The 19565-nt window shown below is 45.7% G+C and carries 14 protein-coding genes and 2 tRNA genes; 2 read left to right on the top strand and 14 right to left on the bottom strand.

The annotated features are described in order from the left end of the window. Positions 1–2 precede the first annotated feature (2 nt). The 9 genes from FD975_RS05070 to ispD all read right to left on the bottom strand — a co-directional run bounded on the left by FD975_RS05070 (position 3) and on the right by ispD (position 9304). A complete protein-coding gene (locus tag FD975_RS05070; RefSeq protein ID WP_215303629.1) occupies positions 3–1460 on the bottom strand; it encodes a peptidylprolyl isomerase in 1458 nt (485 codons plus the stop codon). Between the two features lie 105 nt (positions 1461–1565). Beyond that, a tRNA-Val gene (locus FD975_RS05065) sits at positions 1566–1641 on the bottom strand. A 118-nt stretch (positions 1642–1759) separates the two neighbouring features. Then, the gene (gene lon / locus FD975_RS05060; RefSeq protein ID WP_215303627.1) at positions 1760–4192 is read right to left on the bottom strand and encodes an endopeptidase La; all 2433 of its coding nucleotides are present in this window, start codon (positions 4190–4192) and stop codon (positions 1760–1762) included. 178 nt (positions 4193–4370) lie between these two features. Continuing rightward, positions 4371–5723, bottom strand: a complete 1353-nt coding sequence (gene clpX / locus FD975_RS05055; protein ID WP_371743401.1) for an ATP-dependent Clp protease ATP-binding subunit ClpX — start codon at positions 5721–5723, stop codon at positions 4371–4373. A 36-nt stretch (positions 5724–5759) separates the two neighbouring features. Next, positions 5760–6389 carry an ATP-dependent Clp endopeptidase proteolytic subunit ClpP gene (gene clpP, locus FD975_RS05050; RefSeq protein WP_215303623.1) on the bottom strand — a complete coding sequence of 210 codons (630 nt, stop codon included), beginning with the start codon at positions 6387–6389 and terminating at the stop codon, positions 5760–5762. Between the two features lie 27 nt (positions 6390–6416). Next, positions 6417–7754, bottom strand: coding sequence for a trigger factor (gene tig, locus FD975_RS05045; protein ID WP_215303621.1), 1338 nt, complete (start codon positions 7752–7754; stop codon positions 6417–6419). Between the two features lie 56 nt (positions 7755–7810). Then, positions 7811–7897 (bottom strand) — tRNA-Leu (locus FD975_RS05040). 81 nt (positions 7898–7978) lie between these two features. After that, entirely contained in the window at positions 7979–8482 is a 504-nt protein-coding gene (gene ispF / locus FD975_RS05035; protein WP_215303619.1) for a 2-C-methyl-D-erythritol 2,4-cyclodiphosphate synthase, read from the bottom strand. 27 nt (positions 8483–8509) lie between these two features. Then, positions 8510–9304: a 2-C-methyl-D-erythritol 4-phosphate cytidylyltransferase gene (gene ispD / locus FD975_RS05030; protein WP_215303617.1), complete on the bottom strand. Its 795-nt coding sequence runs from the start codon at positions 9302–9304 to the stop codon at positions 8510–8512. On the opposite strand from ispD, the gene mfd reads away from it, so the two are divergent. Both mfd and serB read left to right on the top strand, forming a co-directional pair. Continuing rightward, positions 9292–12846 carry a transcription-repair coupling factor gene (gene mfd, locus FD975_RS05025; protein WP_215303615.1) on the top strand — a complete coding sequence of 1185 codons (3555 nt, stop codon included), beginning with the start codon at positions 9292–9294 and terminating at the stop codon, positions 12844–12846. The genes ispD and mfd overlap by 13 nt on opposite strands. 20 nt (positions 12847–12866) lie before the next feature. Beyond that, entirely contained in the window at positions 12867–13757 is an 891-nt protein-coding gene (gene serB, locus FD975_RS05020; RefSeq protein WP_215303613.1) for a phosphoserine phosphatase SerB, read from the top strand. A gap of 37 nt (positions 13758–13794) precedes the next feature. Here serB and FD975_RS05015 read toward each other — a convergent pair whose 3' ends face one another. The 5 genes from FD975_RS05015 to phaC form a co-directional block, all read right to left on the bottom strand. Further along, positions 13795–14979, bottom strand: coding sequence for an acetyl-CoA C-acyltransferase family protein (locus FD975_RS05015; RefSeq protein WP_215303611.1), 1185 nt, complete (start codon positions 14977–14979; stop codon positions 13795–13797). Between the two features lie 79 nt (positions 14980–15058). Next, entirely contained in the window at positions 15059–16417 is a 1359-nt protein-coding gene (rimO, locus tag FD975_RS05010; protein ID WP_215303610.1) for a 30S ribosomal protein S12 methylthiotransferase RimO, read from the bottom strand. 2 nt (positions 16418–16419) lie between these two features. Next, positions 16420–16980 (bottom strand): polyhydroxyalkanoate synthesis repressor PhaR, encoded by a 561-nt coding sequence (phaR, locus tag FD975_RS05005; RefSeq protein ID WP_215303608.1) that lies wholly within the window; start codon positions 16978–16980, stop codon positions 16420–16422. A 115-nt stretch (positions 16981–17095) separates the two neighbouring features. Next, positions 17096–17836, bottom strand: coding sequence for a 3-ketoacyl-ACP reductase (locus FD975_RS05000; RefSeq protein WP_215303606.1), 741 nt, complete (start codon positions 17834–17836; stop codon positions 17096–17098). Between the two features lie 21 nt (positions 17837–17857). Then, complete coding sequence (gene phaC / locus FD975_RS04995; RefSeq protein ID WP_215303604.1) at positions 17858–19489, bottom strand: class I poly(R)-hydroxyalkanoic acid synthase; 1632 nt, start codon at positions 19487–19489, stop codon at positions 17858–17860. Positions 19490–19565: the final 76 nt, after the last annotated feature.

Below are 19565 nucleotides of genomic sequence, written 5' to 3'. Positions count from 1 at the left end.
ATTTAACTACCCGAGCTTGCCTGTTTGAGCGGGTTAATGACTTTAACGCCAGCACTATTGCGCCAGTAAGCCATAAAACCAGCAAATTCTGACTGTGCAGCCAATGCTTGAATCTGTTGTGCTTGCGCATTACGCACCTTAGCATCAACGACCGCTGGTTGGCGAACCTGGTCAATGCGATAAATAGTAGTGCCTACACCGGGATTTGCCACTGAAACTACGGCAGGTAATTTGCTTGCGTTAACAGACATGATCTCATCCATAGAAGCGCCTACTAGGCTACCCGGCTTATTTCTCGAGATCCAGCTAGCGCTTCCAAAACCAGCAGCATTCTTCGGGTCCTTTTCAAGTGCAAGAAATTTTTCACTGGCATCCGCAATGGCTAGTTTCTCGGCAGCACGTTGAGTAACTTGGCGCTTCACTTCAGCCGCAACTTCTTTAAAAGGCAAAGTTTGCGCTGGGTGTAGCGTCACAACGCGGGCAGATACAAAGACACCTGGCGCTGTTTGGACGGCCTCAGTATTGCGCTTGTTCTTAAGAGCCTCATCGCCATAGAGGGACTGAACCACCTTAGGATTAGCCAATGGATGATCACTGGATACACCAGGCGCACCACTACGTGTTACGCCCTTCTGAGTTTGAATACTGAGCTTTAATTTATCAGCAGCCGGTTTCAGGCTATCAGCTTGGTCGTAAGTGATGTTTGCAAACTGATCTGCCTTTTCGCTAAACACTTTCGAATCTTCTTTGGGATCAGCCTTCAGGACGATGTATTCCACATCGATATATTCAGGGCGCTCGAATAGCTTGGCATTAGCCTCATAAAAGGTTTGTAACTCTTCGGGGCTTGGGTTTACTTTGGACAAATAATCTTTAGCATTGAACTGCAAAGTTTGAACTTGTCTTTCGGTCTCATATAAGGACAAAATAATTTGAGACAGTTTTGGGTTAGTCAACTCCGTACGTGCAACCGAATTCACTAACTGTTGAATTTTTAAGTCAAAGCTTTGGCTGGCATAAAACTGCTCTTCATTCATGCCATTGCTTGCCAGCAACTGTTTAAAACGAGCATCATCAAATTTTCCGTCTTCACGATACAAAGCACGAATCTGCGGAATCATTTGTAGGCTATTAACAAGTTCTTGTTTTCCTACCTGTAAACGCAGATCGCTCACAGCAAATCCCAAGATGCGCTGTTGCAGCAATTCGTTCAAGATTGCCTGACGAAACGGTAAGCTTTGAGCAATCTGTAGATTTCCACCAACGCGCTCTGCTTGACGCTTTGCCGCCATATCGACTTCTTGGAGCGTAATGGGGTTGCCATTCACTTTAACTAAGTCAGTTTCCTTATCCATGAATTCGGAGTAACTTGAGATCCCGAATAATGCGAATGAGGGAACAATAAACAGCATGAGTACAAACTGCAAAATCTTACGGTGTTTACGTACTGAATCAAACATGGATTAATCGCTCGAAAATAAAGTCAATAACGCGAGTGTACTAGGCTGGGTGTCTAGAGGAACTAGAAAGCCTAAGAAAGGAAACTGAAGGGTGGTTTGGGGAACTGGTGGGCGCTGACGGGATCGAACCGCCGACATTCTGCGTGTAAGGCAGACGCTCTACCATCTGAGCTAAGCGCCCCAATTTAATACAGACGAGATTGTAACCTAGTGTGGGGACATAAGAGAGATTCTTCATCAAAATGAACTTAAATAAGCCACTTAATTTGACTCAAAATCCCTCAAATATCCCCTAGACATCAATGCTTTAAAGCCTCTCCAGAAGAAATCTTTTCATTGGCCTTGCTAGCTTCAGCAGCCTGTTTAGCTAGTTCTTCTGGCGTTGGATCAGGCAAAGCAACTGGTTTTCTCTCTAATGCTAATTCAAGAACTTTATCAATCCAACGTACCGGCACAATTTCAATTGCATTCTTGACGTTATCCGGTATGTCGATCAAATCTTTGACATTTTCCTCGGGAATTAAGGCCAACTTAATGCCACCGCGATGTGCCGCTAATAACTTCTCTTTGAGGCCACCAATCGGAAGCACTTCGCCGCGCAAGGTAATTTCCCCGGTCATCGCCACATCAGAACGAATTGGAATCCCAGTAAATACGGATACGAGGGCTGTTGTGATTGCAATGCCGGCAGACGGGCCATCTTTTGGTGTTGCGCCATCCGGGAAGTGAATATGAATATCTTTCTTCTCGAAGGCTTCATCTGCAATTCCCAAAGCTCTTGCTCTCGAGCGCACCACAGTTTTTGCCGCTTCCACAGACTCCTTCATAACGTCACCGATCGAACCGGTGCGAGTAATAACACCTTTACCAGGCATTACCGCTGCTTCGATTGTCAGAAGATCTCCGCCAACCTCAGTCCAGGCTAAACCTGTAACTTGGCCGACTTGATTCTCCTTTGCCGCCAAACCAAAGTCATACATCTTGACTGAGAGGAATTTCTCGAGATTGTCAGCATCCACAGTAACTGGGGCAGCCTCTTTCTTCAGTAGCAATAACTTGACTACCTTGCGGCAAATCTTACTAATCTCTCGCTCCAAAGAACGCACACCAGCTTCACGTGTGTAGTAGCGAATCATGCTGCGAACAGCGGATTCCTCAATCTTCAACTCGTCTTTCTTGAGGCCATTATTTTTAATCTGTTTAGGGATTAAATAGTTGATCGCAATACTAGTCTTCTCATCTTCGGTATAGCCTGCAAGACGAATAATCTCCAAGCGATCCAATAAAGGACCGGGAATATTCAACGAGTTCGACGTCGCAACAAACATCACATCGGACAGATCAAAGTCGACTTCAACATAGTGATCTTGGAATGTGTGGTTTTGCTCTGGATCTAACACTTCCAGCAAGGCACTCGCGGGATCACCGCGGAAGTCCATGCCCATCTTATCTACTTCATCCAAGAGGAACAAGGGATTGCGTACGCCTACCTTAGTCAAGCTAGAAAGAATTTTGCCGGGCATAGAGCCGATATAGGTACGACGATGACCACGAATCTCGGACTCATCACGCACGCCACCCAGGGCCATACGGACAAACTTACGGTTAGTTGCGCGGGCAATAGATTGACCCAGAGAGGTTTTACCAACTCCTGGAGGGCCAACTAAACACAGGATGGGAGCCTTGACGCGATCTACACGTTGTTGAACCGCAAGGTACTCCAAAATACGTTCTTTAACTTTATCCAGACCATAATGATCCTCATCTAATACTTTTTCAGCATTAGTTAAATCATTATTAATCTTGGTTTTCTTCTTCCAAGGAAGCGTTACCAATGTATCAATGAAATTGCGAATCACTGTCGCTTCAGCAGACATTGGTGACATCAGCTTAAGTTTCTTCAACTCAGACTCAGCCTTCTTCAATGCTTCCTTAGGCATACGCGCGGCTTTAATGCGCTTCTCGAGCTCCTCGAGATCAGCGCCCTCTTCGCCCTCGCCTAATTCTTTTTGAATAGCCTTAACTTGTTCATTCAGGTAGTACTCGCGCTGACTCTTTTCCATCTGGCGCTTTACGCGTCCACGAATACGTTTCTCAACTTGAAGGATGTCGATCTCGCTCTCAAGATCAGCCAAGAGACTTTCTAAACGCTGAATCACGTCAGTCATCTCTAGCAAGCGCTGCTTCTGCTCAAGCTTGACTGGAAGATGAGCGCAAATCGTATCTGCTAAACGACTTGGGTCATCAATGCCGCCCAATGAAGAGAGAATTTCTTGAGGAACTTTCTTATTCAGTTTTACATACTGATCAAACTGCGCCATGATGGCACGACGCAATGCTTCAGTTTCATGTGCATCTAACGCTGACATAGGAGTTGGGGTTGCCTCACAGGCAAAGTAGCCCAAGCTATCTTCGACTTGACTTACTTCAGCGCGTTGTACACCCTCAACCAAGACCTTAACAGTGCCATCTGGCAACTTCAGCATTTGCAGAATGTTGGCAATACAGCCGACCTCGTAGAGGTCCTCAACGCAAGGCTCATCCTTGGCAGCTGTCTTTTGAGCAACTAAAAGCACATTTTTGCCAGTTTCCATGGCGGCTTCTAGGGCTTTGATTGATTTTGGTCGCCCTACAAACAACGGGATAACCATGTGCGGGAACACCACGACATCCCTCAATGGGAGAAGTGGAAGTTGAATAGGTTCAGAGGGTAGTAATAAGTGGCCAGGCATGGGGCAAATCCTCCAAAATAGTCATTCCGTAAAAATCTCTAAAAATGCCGCACCACTACATACGGACATAATTTAGGAATAGGATACTACCTATATGGGTGTCGCCAAGCGAAAAACAAGGGGGAAATATGCAAAAAGTGAGCAAAAACCCTGTGAAAACAGCAAAAAAGACTAAAAATTAGGCTTTTTTGCTCATTTCTGTAGATTCGTCACCCTGCTTGTAGACCAGAATGGGCTTTCCGCCCTCCGAAATAGTGCTCTCATCGATGACCACCTTTTGAACATTCTTTAAAGATGGCAGGTCATACATCACATCCATGAGGGAACCCTCAAGAATAGAACGCAGTCCACGTGCACCAGTTTTGCGTGCAATAGCCTTCTTGGCAATTGCTGACAATGCTGCTGGGCGAACCTCAAGCTCAGAGCCTTCCATTGTCAATAGCGCTTGATATTGCTTAACCAAGGCATTCTTAGGCTCTGTCAGGATCTGAATTAAGGCTGTTTCATCCAATTGGGCTAGAGTTGCTACAACCGGCAGACGACCAATCAATTCAGGTATCAGACCAAACTTAATTAAATCTTCTGGCTCAACCTCAATTAAGAGGTCACTAACGCCACGATCATCTTTACCGGGGACCGTGGCATTAAATCCAATGCCAGTCTTAGCGGTACGCTGCTGAATGACCTTTTCCAGGCCGTCAAAAGCACCGCCACAGATAAATAAGATGTTGGTTGTATCAACTTGTAAGAAATCTTGATTTGGGTGCTTACGGCCACCTTGAGGCGGAACAGAGGCCATTGTGCCTTCCACCAGCTTTAACAGGGCCTGCTGAACACCCTCGCCTGATACGTCACGAGTAATGGATGGGTTATCTGATTTGCGGGAGATCTTATCGATCTCATCAATGTAAACAATGCCACGCTGGGCTTTTTCAACGTTGTAATCACAAGCCTGCAACAACTTCTGAATAATATTTTCAACGTCTTCACCAACATAGCCTGCTTCAGTTAGTGTGGTTGCGTCAGCCATGACAAAGGGCACATCAAGCATTCGAGCCAAAGTCTGAGCCAATAAAGTTTTGCCGGAGCCAGTCGGACCAATTAGCAAAATATTGCTCTTTGCTAGTTCAACACCATCAACCATAGCCTTGGCAGGAACTTTAGACTCTTTCTTATCGGTTGATTCGACAGCTTTGCCGTCTTTATCGAGCTTCTCTTTTTTAGGTTTTGGCAAGTACTGCAAACGCTTGTAATGGTTGTAGACCGCAACCGCCAATGTCTTCTTGGCATGATCTTGGCCAATAACGTACTGATCCAAATTTTCACGAATCTGATGCGGTGTTGGCAAAGAGTCATCGCCCTCAACTTTGGGAAGTTTAGAAAGCTCTTCTTGAATGATGTCAGTACAGAGATCGATGCACTCATCACAAATGAAAACAGACGGGCCAGCAATCAACTTCTTCACTTCATGTTGGCTCTTGCCGCAGAAAGAGCAATACAAAACTTTATCTGCGCTATTGGTGGTATTGATATCGCTCAAGATGGCCGTCTAAATGAGAAGTAGTGATTAAGGACGTTTGTCGATAACTTTATCGATCAAGCCATACTCTTGAGCTTGATCTGCAGACATGAAGTTATCGCGATCTGTGTCTTTAGCAATTGTTTCAATAGATTGGCCAGTGCGTTCAGAGAGAATCTTATTCAAACGCTCACGCAAGTAAAGAATTTCACGAGCTTGAATTTCAATATCAGAAGCTTGGCCACGTGCGCCACCTAATGGCTGATGAATCATGACTCGTGAATTTGGCAATGCGTAACGTTTGCCCTTCTCACCTGCGCATAATAAGAATGCACCCATGCTGGCAGCCATACCCATACACAAAGTACTTACGTGTGGCTTGATGAACTGCATGGTGTCATAGATCGCCAATCCAGCAGATACAGAACCACCAGGAGAGTTGATGTACAGAGAGATTTCTTTATCTGGGTTCTCGCTCTCAAGGAATAGCAACTGGGCAATCACTAAGTTTGCAGTTTGATCATTTACTTCGCCAACCAAGAACACAACCCGTTCTCTTAGTAAACGAGAGTAAATGTCATAGGCCCTCTCACCTCTACCAGAGGTTTCAATCACCATGGGAACTAAACCCAAACCTTGGGGTTCTAGATTCTCAGACTGGAAATGATTCTGGTTCATGTGATCAGGCCTTTATTTGTTAAATACTTAATTGAGCTTGCTGAGTTCTTCGAAAGTAACCGCTTTATCAATCACTTTAGCTTGCGAAGTGAAATACTTAATCACGTTATCTTCCAATACCAAGTTCTCGATATCTTTGAGGCGGCTTGGGTTGCTATAGAACCAACGCACCACTTCTTTTGGATCTTCGTAAGTAGCAGCTTGCTCATCAATCTCAGCTTTAATTTGATCAGCTGTAGCAGCCAAGTTTTGCTGCTTAACCAAGTCGCTCAATATCAATCCAAGGCGTACACGCTTGATAGCTTGCTCAGCAAACATCTCAGCAGGAATTGGAGCATCTTTAGCATTTGGAATGCCACGCTGCATCAAGTCTTGACGGGCAGACTCAACTAAACGCTCTTGCTCTTGAGCAACCAAAGACTTTGGTGCATCGAGCTCGCAAAGGCTGTTGAGCTTTTCCATTACTTCACCTTTTAACAAGGAAGTAATGCGACGTTTGGTTTCGCGCTCTAAATTTTCTTTTACTTCTTCGCGCATCTTGGCAACGCCACCTTCAGCAACGCCCATGGACAATGCGAAAGCATCATCAACTGCTGGCAGGTGCGCCCAATTGACTGACTTTACAGTGATAGTGAAATCGGCAGTCTTACCAGCGACATCTTTGCCGTGGTAATCCGCTGGGAAGCTTAATGGGAAAGTCTTGCTCTCACCTGCCTTGAGGCCCAATGTAGCAGCCTCAAACTCTGGGAGCATACGGCCTTCACCAAGAACGTATTCAAAGTTTTCAGCTTTGCCACCAGCAAATTCAACGCCATCGATCTTGCCAACGAAGTCGATTACAACCTGGTCGCCAGCTTGGGCGGCAGTATTTGCACCGCCATCACCATGTGCACCGGCTTCACCACGTGGGTGGTAATGAACTTGCTGCTTACGTAATACATCTAATGCGCGATCAATTTCTGCATCAGAAATATCGGTTGTGTACTTAGTCACTTCTGCTGTACTGAAGTCACCAATCTTCACTTCTGGCAACACTTCAAAGTAGGCATCAAACACAATGTTGTCTGCGTCTAATTCTGATTTTGGGTCAAGGCGTGGTTGGCCGGCTAAAAGGATATTTTCCTTTTTAGCCAACTCAAAGAAGAGTTCTTGAGCTTTATCGAACTGCAGCTCAAAATCCACTTGCATACCGTATTGCTTTTCAACCATATTCTTAGGCACTTTGCCTGGACGGAAGCCTGGAGCTTTCATAGTCTTACCCAATTTAGCCAATTGGGTTTCTCTTGCCTTAGCCAAATCGGCACGAGCGAACTCTAAGGTCACTTTGCGGTCTAACTGACCTAAATTTTCTATCTGCACAGCCATTCTCGTCTCTTAATTGAAAATCGGATATGTGAAGCCCAAGCCAAGTAGCAATCTTGTGGTGCGAGGAGGGGGACTCGAACCCCCACACCATTTCTGGCGTCAGGACCTAAACCTGGTGCGTCTACCAATTTCGCCATCCTCGCGCGAATTCCGCAAACACTACCGAGCTGAAGCTTCACTCTAAAGACCGTAATTCTACAATGCTTAGCGGTTTTAGAAGATATTTAAGCCTTATAGAGCAAAGCCACAGCATGGACTGCAATACCCTCACCTCTGCCTAAGTGCCCAAGGGATTCATTGGTTTTGGCCTTCAGGTTGACATGGCTTGGTGTAACGGCCAAATCTGACGCAATATTGCGTACCATCTCGGGCAAAAAAGTGGCCAATTTGGGCTTTTGGCAAATAATCGTCGCATCGACATTCCCAACCTGAAATCCAGCAGCCTGAATCTTCTGGAGGGCAGCTCTCAGCAGAATACGGCTATCCATGTCCTTAAATTGAGGATCGGTATCTGGAAATAGCTGGCCAATGTCATTCAAGCCAGCAGCTCCTAGTAGTGCATCGGTTAAGGCATGCAACAAAGCGTCTGCATCGGAATGACCAAGTAAGCCTTTTTCGTTGGGGACATGCACACCACCCAAGATAAGTTTTCGACCTTCAACAAGGGCATGAACGTCATAACCTTGACCAATACGGAACTGAGGGATTTGGGGTGTGCTTGAAGTCATTAAGTTGTCTTGATAGGTTCTGAGAGCTTATTTAGTGCTTGCCCGCAAAATGGTTTGCATCAAATCCCAATCTGCTGGGTGGGTTACTTTGAAGTTGCGAGTGGCACCCTCTATTAATAATGGACTAGAGCCAGAGAGCTCCATTGCACTCGCCTCATCCGTGATGTCGGCCTCCAGACGAATACCCTCATCAATTGCATCATGCAGGCGCTTTAAACCAAACATCTGCGGTGTTTGAGCCTGCCAAAGGTGATCTCTAGAAATCGTCTTCATCGATCTATTGGGATTGCCAGCAATTGCTGAATTGGCATCGGCCATCTTTAAGGTGTCGGCCAGCGGCATTGCCAAGAGGCCACCCTCACCAGCTACAGTGACAGCGTGAATCAGTTTTTGAATGAGTTCAGGAGAAATTCCAGGTCGTGCTGCATCGTGGACTAAAACCCAGTCATTCTCTGGAACGCCTGCCTTGAGCATAGCTGCAAGGGTATTTCTGACGGTTTCTTGGCGAGTTGGACCACCAGTTGCAAGAAATTGAATAGATGCGGATTTATTCGAAAGTGAGCCCAAGATGGGGTTATCGATGAAACCCGGGCTAACCCCCACCCAAATGGAGGCAATCTCTGGGGTAGCAGCAAAGGCATTTAAGGCATAAGCCAGCATGGGTTTGCCTGCCAACTCCTGAAACTGTTTTGGTAAAGATCCACCAAGCCTTGATCCTGTGCCGGCCGTGGGTAACACAGCGTGGCATTGCGGTAAAGCCTGAGAAGATAGGTTTCCAGCGTGCACACCTGATTCTATAATGAGGTCAGATGTCTGATGCATTAAAACTAGCACCCCCCATACCTGCACCGCGGGCTGGGCAGCGCTTTACCTTTTCAGGCTTGGTTGGGTCTTCTGATGCTGCATTAATTGCCCAATCTGCCCTTCGATATCGATCTGAATTCTCAGTCATGGTAATTTTCTGTGCTCAAGCACAGGAAGCACAGCGTCTCTTAGAAGAAATCCCCGCTTTTGCGCCGCAACTGAAGACGCGCCTGTTGCCCGACTGGGAAATCCTGCCCTATGACCATTTTTCACCGCATCAGGATTTAGTCTCCGAACGTTTAGCCACCCTTTATGAATTACTCAATGGTAGCTGCGACATTGTCTTGGTGCCTATTACTACAGCACTGCAAAAATTAGGTCCGCCAAATTTCCTATCGGGCCACACCTTCTTTTTTAGACAAGGTGACAAGCTCAATGAGGCTGCACTAAAACTTCAGTTACAACAGGCTGGTTACGACCCTGTCAGCTCCGTGATGCGCCCAGGTGAATACAGTATTCGCGGTGGCTTGATTGATTTATTTCCGATGGGTTCAAGCCTGCCTTATCGCCTAGATCTCTTTGGTGATGAGATTGAGCAAATTCGGGCTTTTGATCCTGATACCCAGCGCAGCCTCTATCCCGTTAAGGAGGTTCGTCTTTTACCTGGGCATGAGTTTCCATTTGATGATGCTTCACGTACGGCCTTCCGTGGCAGATGGCGCGAAGTATTTGAGGGTGATCCAACGCGTTGCTCGATTTATAAAGATGCCAACCTGGGTATTCCCAGCGCAGGTATTGAATCCTATCTCCCTCTCTTTTTTGATGAGTGCTCTACCGTCTTTGATTATTTCCCCCGCTCAGGTGATCCTGTTTGGTTGGTGAATATTGGTGATGTTGAAGAATCTATCAAGGGTTTTTGGAAAGATACGCTTTCTAGATATGAATTCTTAAAGCATGATCTTGATCGCCCCATTCTTCCGCCCGCAGAATTATTTCTGGATGTCGATCAATTCTTTACAGCGGCTAAACCCAACGCACGTTTGGCATTAGAGAAAGAGGCGGACAAAGAAAGCAAAGAAGCGCCGCAATTTTTAGCCGTACCAGATTTAGCAGTGCACCGCCGTGATGCCGACCCTATTAATCGTCTGCGCGCTTTAGTCTCTCAAGAGAAAGTGCGCATAGTCATTTGTAGTGATAGCAATGGTCGAAAAGAATCTATACGCCAACTCTTTGAAGAGAGTAATTCTGTTGCAGGACTAAATGGCAAACCACTCTACCCATTAAAGCCAGAGGGCTTTGAAGGCATAGCTGATTTCATTAAGAGTGATTCACTTTTTGGATTAGTTACAGCCCAACTCTTTAACGGCTTTACTTGGCCAGCTGCAAACCTCATTGTTGTTACCGAAGCAGAGCTCTTTACCACTACTGCGCGTCAACGACGTAAAGGAAAAGAAAGTGAGAGCGCCGATCCGGATATGCTCTTTAAGGATTTATCCGAGCTCAAGATTGGTGATCCTGTGGTGCATTCTGATCATGGCATTGGTCGCTATCAAGGATTGGTACTACTCAATTTAGCGCCACCCAAAGAAGAGCCCATTTTTGAAGAGTTCTTGCACTTGGTTTACGCCAAAGATGCGACTCTGTATGTACCGGTACAACAGCTGCAAATGGTCACCCGTTACGCAGGCTCTGATCCCGACTCGGCGCCACTGCATCAATTAGGGTCTGGACAGTGGGATAAAGCACGACGTAAGGCTGCGCAACAAATTCGAGATACCGCTGCCGAACTACTGAGCTTGTATGCTGCAAGAGCGATACGTAAAGGTCATGCCTTTGAATTCTCGGCCCATGATTACGCTGCTTTTGCAGAAAGCTTTGGCTTCGAAGAAACACCAGATCAGGCTAATGCCATTGCAGCAGTCATCGGCGATATGACCAGTGGCACTCCAATGGATCGACTGGTGTGTGGAGATGTGGGTTTTGGCAAAACCGAGGTTGCTCTTCGCGCCAGTTTTGTTGCAGTAATGGGTGGTAAGCAAGTAGCCATCCTAGCGCCGACCACCCTCCTCGCAGAACAGCATGTTGCCACCTGGAAAGATCGCTTTGCCGATTGGCCAGTACGCATTGTTGAGCTTTCACGCTTTAAAACTACTAAAGAAATTAATGCAGCACTTGAAGCCATTGCTAAAGGCGAGGCTGACATCATCATTGGCACACATAAGCTGCTATCAAAAGAAACTCAATTTGCCAATTTGGGATTAGTGATTGTCGATGAGGAGCATCGTTTTGGTGTACGTCAAAAGGATGCGCTTAAAGCATTGCGCGCCGAAGTGGATATTCTGACTCTGACTGCTACGCCGATTCCAAGAACACTGGGTATGGCGATGGAAGGCCTACGTGAGTTTTCTGTTATTGCTACAGCACCCCAGAAGCGTTTGGCTATCAAAACCTTTGTGCGTCGCGAAGGTGACGGCGTCATTCGTGAGGCAGTACTTCGCGAAATTAAGCGTGGTGGCCAAGTTTATTTCCTACATAACGAAGTTGAAACGATTCAGAACCGTAAGCATGCTTTACAAGAGCTAATACCAGAAGCAAGCATCAGCGTAGCGCATGGTCAAATGCACGAGCGCGAATTGGAATCCGTCATGCGTGAGTTTGTGACTCAACGAACCAATATCCTGTTATGCACCACCATTATTGAAACTGGTATTGACGTTCCCACTGCTAATACCATCATCATGCATCGCGCAGATAAGTTTGGTTTGGCGCAGTTACACCAATTACGTGGTCGTGTTGGTCGATCTCATCACCAAGCATATGCCTATCTGCTCGTGCCAGACCCTGAGGCACTCAGTAAGCAAGCGCAATTACGTTTGAATGCCATTCAGGCAATGGAAGAATTAGGCTCGGGCTTCTATTTAGCAATGCATGATTTAGAGATTCGGGGAGCAGGAGAAGTATTGGGCGACAAACAGTCTGGTGAGATTCATGAAATTGGCTTTCAGCTCTATACCGAGATGCTCAATCGCGCCGTTAAATCCCTCCGCAGCGGTAAAGAGCCTGATCTCCTATCGCCACTTCAAGCTACAACTGACGTCAATCTAGGCGTGCCTGCCCTCTTCCCAAATGACTACTGCCCTGATGTCCATGAGCGTCTCTCGATGTACAAGCGCTTTGCTGGCACAAACGACTTCTCCGAGCTCATGGGATTGCGTGAAGAGCTAGTTGACCGCTATGGTGATTTACCAGACCAAGCTAAATCACTTTATGAAACTCACCGCCTACGATTGGAGATGAGTGGCTTTGGCATTAAGAAGATTGATGCGAGCCCAAGCTCAATTCAGATTCAATTTATTCCTAATCCGCCAATTGACCCAATGAAGATCATTCAGTTAATTCAGTCATCAAAATACATTCAACTAAATGGTCAAGATAAGTTAAAAATTCTTCCCCAGAAAGAAAAAGATTTTGAGAAACTAGAGCAACGTCTAGACCAAATCCGGAAAATTCTCCGAAGCCTCAATGAATCCGCAGTACTCAATACTGCTCACGTTAACTAATTTCTGATTACTTAATACCCATGTCTAGCCACCTTACTCTTGTAGCGCTTGCGAATACCCAAATACCAACAGATTTAAATGCTGCATTCAATGCGCATGCCAAAGTTCTAGGGCTAGAAATTTCTCAGCTCACGCTAGAACCATCACCATCAAAATATTTCACTGCGCGCTGGACTTGCTCTCAAAACTTATTGCCTGAGGCAAGAGTTGCAATGCGCGATATCGCCGCCACATACAATACAGATTTGGCTTTTCTATCACCGGGATTTAAGGCTGATGCGGTAAAGGTGTTGGCCATGGATATGGACTCTACCCTGATTAATATTGAGTGTATTGATGAGATTGCTGACTTCACAGGTAAAAAGGCTGCGGTCTCTGAAATCACTGAAGCCACAATGCGTGGCGAAATCAAAGACTTTAAAGAAAGTTTGCGTAGACGTGTTGCTTTGTTAGCAGGCGTATCCGCTGATGTATTGGATTCAGTCTATAAAGAACGCTTGCGCCCTAACCCTGGCGCCGCTGAATTATTAGCTGGAGCAAATGCAAAGGGTCTTTATACGCTCCTAGTTTCTGGTGGCTTTACCTTCTTTACTGAAAAACTCCAAAAGGAATTGGGCTTCAAACAAACCCAAGCTAACACCCTGGAAATTATTGATGGCAAGCTCACCGGTAAAGTGATTGGCGATATCGTTGATGGCGCAGCTAAGAGCGCCTATCTAGAGCAAGCCTGCACGCTCATGAATTGCCTAAAGCAACATTCCATCACCATGGGTGATGGATCTAACGATTTACCAATGATGCATGGCTCAGGTATTAGCATCGCCTATCGCGCAAAACCGATTGTCAAAGAAAAAGCCGACGCGGCTTTTGACCGAGTCGGCTTGGATGCTGCTTTACTGCTAATTAACTAAAGCACTTGCTTAAGCTAGGGCAGTAAATGAACGCTGATTACAGGCGCTCAAAAATAGTTGCGATACCCTGACCACCGCCAATACACATTGTGACCAGAGCATATTTGCCCTGAACACGATGTAATTCATGGATAGCTTTAGTGGCAATTGCAGCGCCAGAACAACCGATTGGGTGACCTAATGCAATCGCGCCACCATTCACGTTGGTCTTAGCTGGATCTAAGCCCAAGCCTTTAGTAACAGCCAAGGCTTGTGCAGCAAATGCTTCATTAGATTCAATCACATCAATTTGATCTAATTTCAGGCCAGCACGCTCGAGAGCAATCTTGGTTGCTGGAATTGGGCCTTCGCCCATAATGTGGTTCGGTACGCCAGCAACAGCATATGACACTAAGCGAGCGATTGGTTTATGACCAGCCTTCTTCGCCGTATCAGCATCAGCCAATACAAAGAATGCTGCGCCATCATTAATACCTGAAGCATTACCTGCAGTAACGCTACCACCTTCTTTTTTGAAGACTGCTTTCATCTTCGCCAAAGTTTCCATCGTGGTGTCTGGCTTGACATGCTCATCAGTATCAAACACCACATCACCCTTGCGAGTTTTAATAGTAATTGGAACGATTTGAGACTTAAAGCGACCCTCTTTAATTGCATTAGCTGCGCGACGATGTGACTCGACGGCTAGAGCATCTTGCTCTTCACGAGTCAGCTTCCATTTTTCAACGAGGTTCTCAGCAGTAACACCCATATGTCCAACGCCAAATGGATCGGTCAAGACAGAAACCATCAAGTCAATCATTTTGGTATCGCCCATGCGAGCACCGCTACGCATTGCTGGTGAGCCATACATACCGCGTGACATCACTTCAACACCGCCACCAATACCGTAATCGCAGTCACCCAGCATAATTTGTTGGGCAGTTGTCACAATCGCTTGCAAGCCTGAGCTGCATAAACGATTCAAGGCCATCGCAACAGATTCCATTGGTAGACCAGCCTGGATTGAGGCAACGCGTGCAACATAGGCATAACGGTTATCTGTAGGAATGGTATTTCCTACAGTAACGTAATTAATTAAGGCTGGATCAACTCCAGATCGGGCTACCGCTTCTTTCATCACCATACCGCCGAGCTCTGATGGCTCAAGGCTACTCAGTGATCCATTAAAAGTACCAATTGCTGAACGGACAGCACTCAAAACAACGACATCACGACTCATATTAATCCCCTTTACGGTGCCTAAATAGGCAAAATATTGACCCAAATAAAAAGCCAAAACACTATTTTTATTCTAATAGTCAAGTTTCGGCTATTAGGTCATGCCCTTGGGAGCTAATCACCGTCACTTTGATGATTTCACCGGTACGGTAACGCTTAGAGGGCTTGCTTGGGGGTAAAACCCGCACTAAACCATCAATTTCAGGGGCATCACCGATGGTTCGACCAATTCCACCGGATTCATCTACTCGGTCAATGATGACCTGAATACGCTTGCCTATTTTTTTAGCAAGGCGTTTTATGGAGATTTCTTCAGCCTTAGCCATAAAACGAGCGCGACGATCTTCGCGCAAGGATTCCGGAACTGGGTTATCCAAGGTATTGGCTGTTGCACCATCAACAGGTGAATAGGCAAAACAACCGGCACGATCAATTTGAGCCTCATCGAGGAAATTCAACAAGTACTCAAACTCTTCCTCGGTTTCGCCTGGGAAGCCTGCAATAAATGTACTGCGAATAACTAAATCTGGGCATGCAGCCCGCCATGCTTGTATGCGCTCTAGATTCTTTTCTCCACTTGCAGGACGCTTCATGCGTTTGAGCACATCTGGGTGCGCATGTTGCAAAGGAATATCTAAATAAGGCAACACGCCATAGCCATGATCAGAAAACTCTGCCATTAATGGCAAAACATCATCAACATGCGGATAGGGATACACGTAATGCAGGCGAACCCAAGCCTGATGCTCTCTGGCAATTTGATTTAAAGCATTTACTAAATCAAACATACGAGTCTTAACAGGTTTGCCATCCCAAAAACCAGTGCGATATTGAATATCAACACCATAGGCACTCGTATCTTGAGAAACAACCAATAATTCTTTTACGCCGGACTCAAATAATTTTTTAGCCTCAAGCAGCACTTCACCAATAGGACGTGAAACCAGATCGCCACGCATGCTTGGGATAATGCAGAAGGTGCAACGGTGATTACAGCCCTCGGAGATCTTGAGGTATGCATAATGCTTTGGTGTGAGCTTCACACCTATTGGCGGAAGCAAATCAGTAAACGGGTCGTGCGGTTTTGGTAGGTGCAGATGAATCGCCTGCATTACTTCTTGAGTGGCATGCGGGCCTGTAACGGCTAGAACCTTGGGGTGGATGCTCTGAATAAGGTCGCTACCATCGGCATTTTTACGAGCACCTAAGCACCCAGTAACGATCACCTTGCCATTTTCTGATAAAGCTTCGCCAATTGCAGCAAGGCTCTCCTCAACAGCAGAATCGATAAAGCCGCAGGTGTTAACAACAACAAGATCGGCGCCGGAATAATCCTTAGCAGTCTCGTAACCCTCAGCACTTAATTGAGTGAGAATGAGTTCAGAATCAACCAATGCCTTGGGGCATCCCAAGGAAACAAAACCAACTTTACCCGCCACAACTATTCTTTTTCTGTCTTATTAGGCTGACCTGGAAATGGGAAGCCACTAAATATCGTTGGGGAGTTTTGCATTTGCTCTTGCATCTTCACAAATAAGTCTTTGCTCTGCTCCATGTAGTTGCCCATCAAGCCTTGCATCATCGGGTTTTGTAAATTCATCATCTTGGCCCATGCTTCGGGCGTGCTACCTGCACCTAAGCCCTGAGTTTGGTCACCTAGCTTATTGTGAATATCCACGAAAGATTGCATGGTCTTTTCAAGATAGCTACCCATCAAGCCTTGCATGGAGTTGCCATAGAAGCGAATGATTTGAGAAAGCATTTGAGTTGAAAAAACCGGGGCACCACCAGCCTCCTCTTCCAAGATAATTTGCAGCAAGATATTGCGAGTTAAATCATCTTCAGTTTTTGCATCAACAACGCTAAATGCATCGCCTGCCATTACTAAATTTTTGATATCGGCCAGCGTGACGTAGGTGCTGGTTTGGGTGTCATATAAACGACGATTGGGATACTTCTTGATCAAGCGGCTGTCGCCGGCTTTTTTGGAACGTGTGGCCATGTATTTTTTCCTAACTCTCATTACTGCAATGCAACATCGGCATAGTTTATCCCTAGTTTGACCTAAAGGTAAATATGCCGATGAGCAGACCACTAAAACTGCATTTTTGATGGGTTTAACCAGTATGCAGGCCACCATTCAAGGAGAAGTCAGCGCCAGTTGCATAACCGCCATCATCAGAGGCAATCCAGCAGCAAATCGAAGCAATCTCTTCCGGAGTGCCCAAGCGCTTAACAGGAACCCCAGCAACAATCTTCTCGAGAACATCTTCACGAATAGCCTTCACCATATCAGTACCGATATAACCAGGAGACACTGTATTTACAGTTACCCCTTTAGAGGCTAGTTCTTGTGACAAGGCCATCGTAAATCCATGCAAGCCTGCTTTTGCAGTGGAGTAGTTGGATTGACCAAACTGTCCCTTCTGGCCGTTTACAGAAGAAATATTGATAATCCGGCCCCAACCGTTATCAGCCATACCATCGACCACTTGCTTAGTCACATTAAATAAAGAATTGAGGTTGGTATCAATCACCGCTTTCCATTGCTCAGGAGTCATTTTGCGGAATACGCTGTCCTTAGTAATACCAGCGTTATTTACGAGAACGTCAACACGACCTACTTCAGCCTTTACCTTATCAAAAGCAGCAACAGTGCTGTCCCAGTCAGAAACGTTACCTTCAGAGGCGATGAAGTCATAACCCAAAGCTTTTTGCTCGCCAAGCCAGCGATCTTTACGCGGTGAATTTGGGCCACAACCTGCGATAACCTTAAAGCCGTCCTTGGAGAGGCGCTGACAAATAGCGGTACCAATACCACCCATACCACCAGTTACGTATGCAATCTTTTGAGACATGTCTTACCCCTTATGAAAATATTATTGAGCAGCGGATACTTTTTCTTTCACGTACTTACCAGGCGCTGCTTCTAGTTTTTTGTACTGTGCATTACCGAACGTTTTGCTGGCTTTAATTTTCTTGCCACCAAACTGTTCTAACCATTGAGCGTAGTTAGGCCACCAACTACCCTTGATCTCTTTTGCTGCAGCTAACCACTCATCTGCAGTCGTTGCCAATTTATTATTTTCAAAATAATGGCGCTTGTTCTTTGCTGGTGGGTTAATCACGCCAGCAATATGGCCTGATGCACCCAAGACAAATCGATTCTTACCCTTCAGGATGTGGGTAGATTCATAGGCAGATTTCCACGGCACAATGTGGTCATCATGCGATGCGTAGATATACGCTGGAGCTGTAATCTTGCCTAGGTCAACTTTTTCACCACAAACGGTAAGCTTGCCTGGTTTAACTAATTCATTTTGTAGATAGGTATGCCGTAGATACCAGCAATACATTGGGCCAGGTAGATTAGTTGAGTCGCCATTCCAATAGAGCAAATCAAATGGGGGTGGTGAATTACCTTTTAAATAATTTTCAACAACATAATTCCAAACCAAATCATTTGGACGCAGGAAAGAGAATGTATTTCCTAAATCCAGACCAGACATCATCCCAAAGTGGCCGCCCTCACCACCAATGGTGGTCTCGCGCAACTTGACCATACCTTCGTCGATGAACACATCCAGAATTCCGGTGTCAGTGAAATCCAATAAAGTGGTGAGCAAAGTTAAGCTTGCAACATAATCTTTTTTACGTGCTGCCAATACTGCTAATGCGGTAGAGGTTAAAGTGCCGCCGACACAAAATCCGAGAACATTAATCTGATCTGCAGCGCCAATATCCTTAACAACCTCAATCGCCTTGATGACGCCATCGCCAACATAGTCATCCCAAGTTACTTTGGACATCGATGCGTCGGGGTTTCTCCAGGAGACCAAGAAAACAGTGTGACCCTGCTCCACCATGTAACGGACCACGGAGTTATCTGGCTGCAAATCCAAAATATAGTATTTGTTAATACAAGGAGGCACCATTAAGTATGGGCGCTCATACACTGTTTCAGTTAAGGGTGTGTACTGAATTAACTCAAAGAGATCATTGCGAAAAACCACCTGGCCTTCAGTGGTTGCAATATTCTTACCAACTTCAAAAGCGCTTTCATCAGTCAGCGATACTTTGCCTTTTTTTAAATCGCCCAACAAGTTCACTATTCCGTTTTGAATAGATTGCCCTTGGGTGTTAATAATATTTTCAAGAACCTCAGGATTGGTAGCAATAAAGTTTGAAGGGGATAAAGCATCAATCATTTGTTCTGTAGTGAACAAAATTTTTGCCTTCATTTTTTCATCAGTATCCACAGCCTCAGCAAGGGCCATGAGATGTTTAGAGTTCAGCAAATAGGTTGCTGCAATCATCTTGCTCCAAGATGAATGCCACGCTTTACCAGAGAAGCGACGATCTTTTACTTCAATTGCCTCGGGATTCGTTGCGAGTTGAGAAAACTCCGAAAAATATTCCTTTTGAATTTCCGCCAAACGTTCTGGTGGAATTAATGCCATGTGGTGCGGTGCCAATGATGGCGCAACACCCGTATTCATACCTGCAAACATAATGATCTCGTTAATTAATTAAGTTCATTCTCCAACTATCAGGCTGTAAGGGTTATACGCACTAACCCTAGCCCTA

Origin of the sequence: Polynucleobacter sp. AP-Jannik-300A-C4 (assembly GCF_018688335.1) — a bacterium.
Lineage (GTDB): Bacteria > Pseudomonadota > Gammaproteobacteria > Burkholderiales > Burkholderiaceae > Polynucleobacter.
This window is presented reverse-complemented; position numbering and strand designations above follow the sequence as displayed.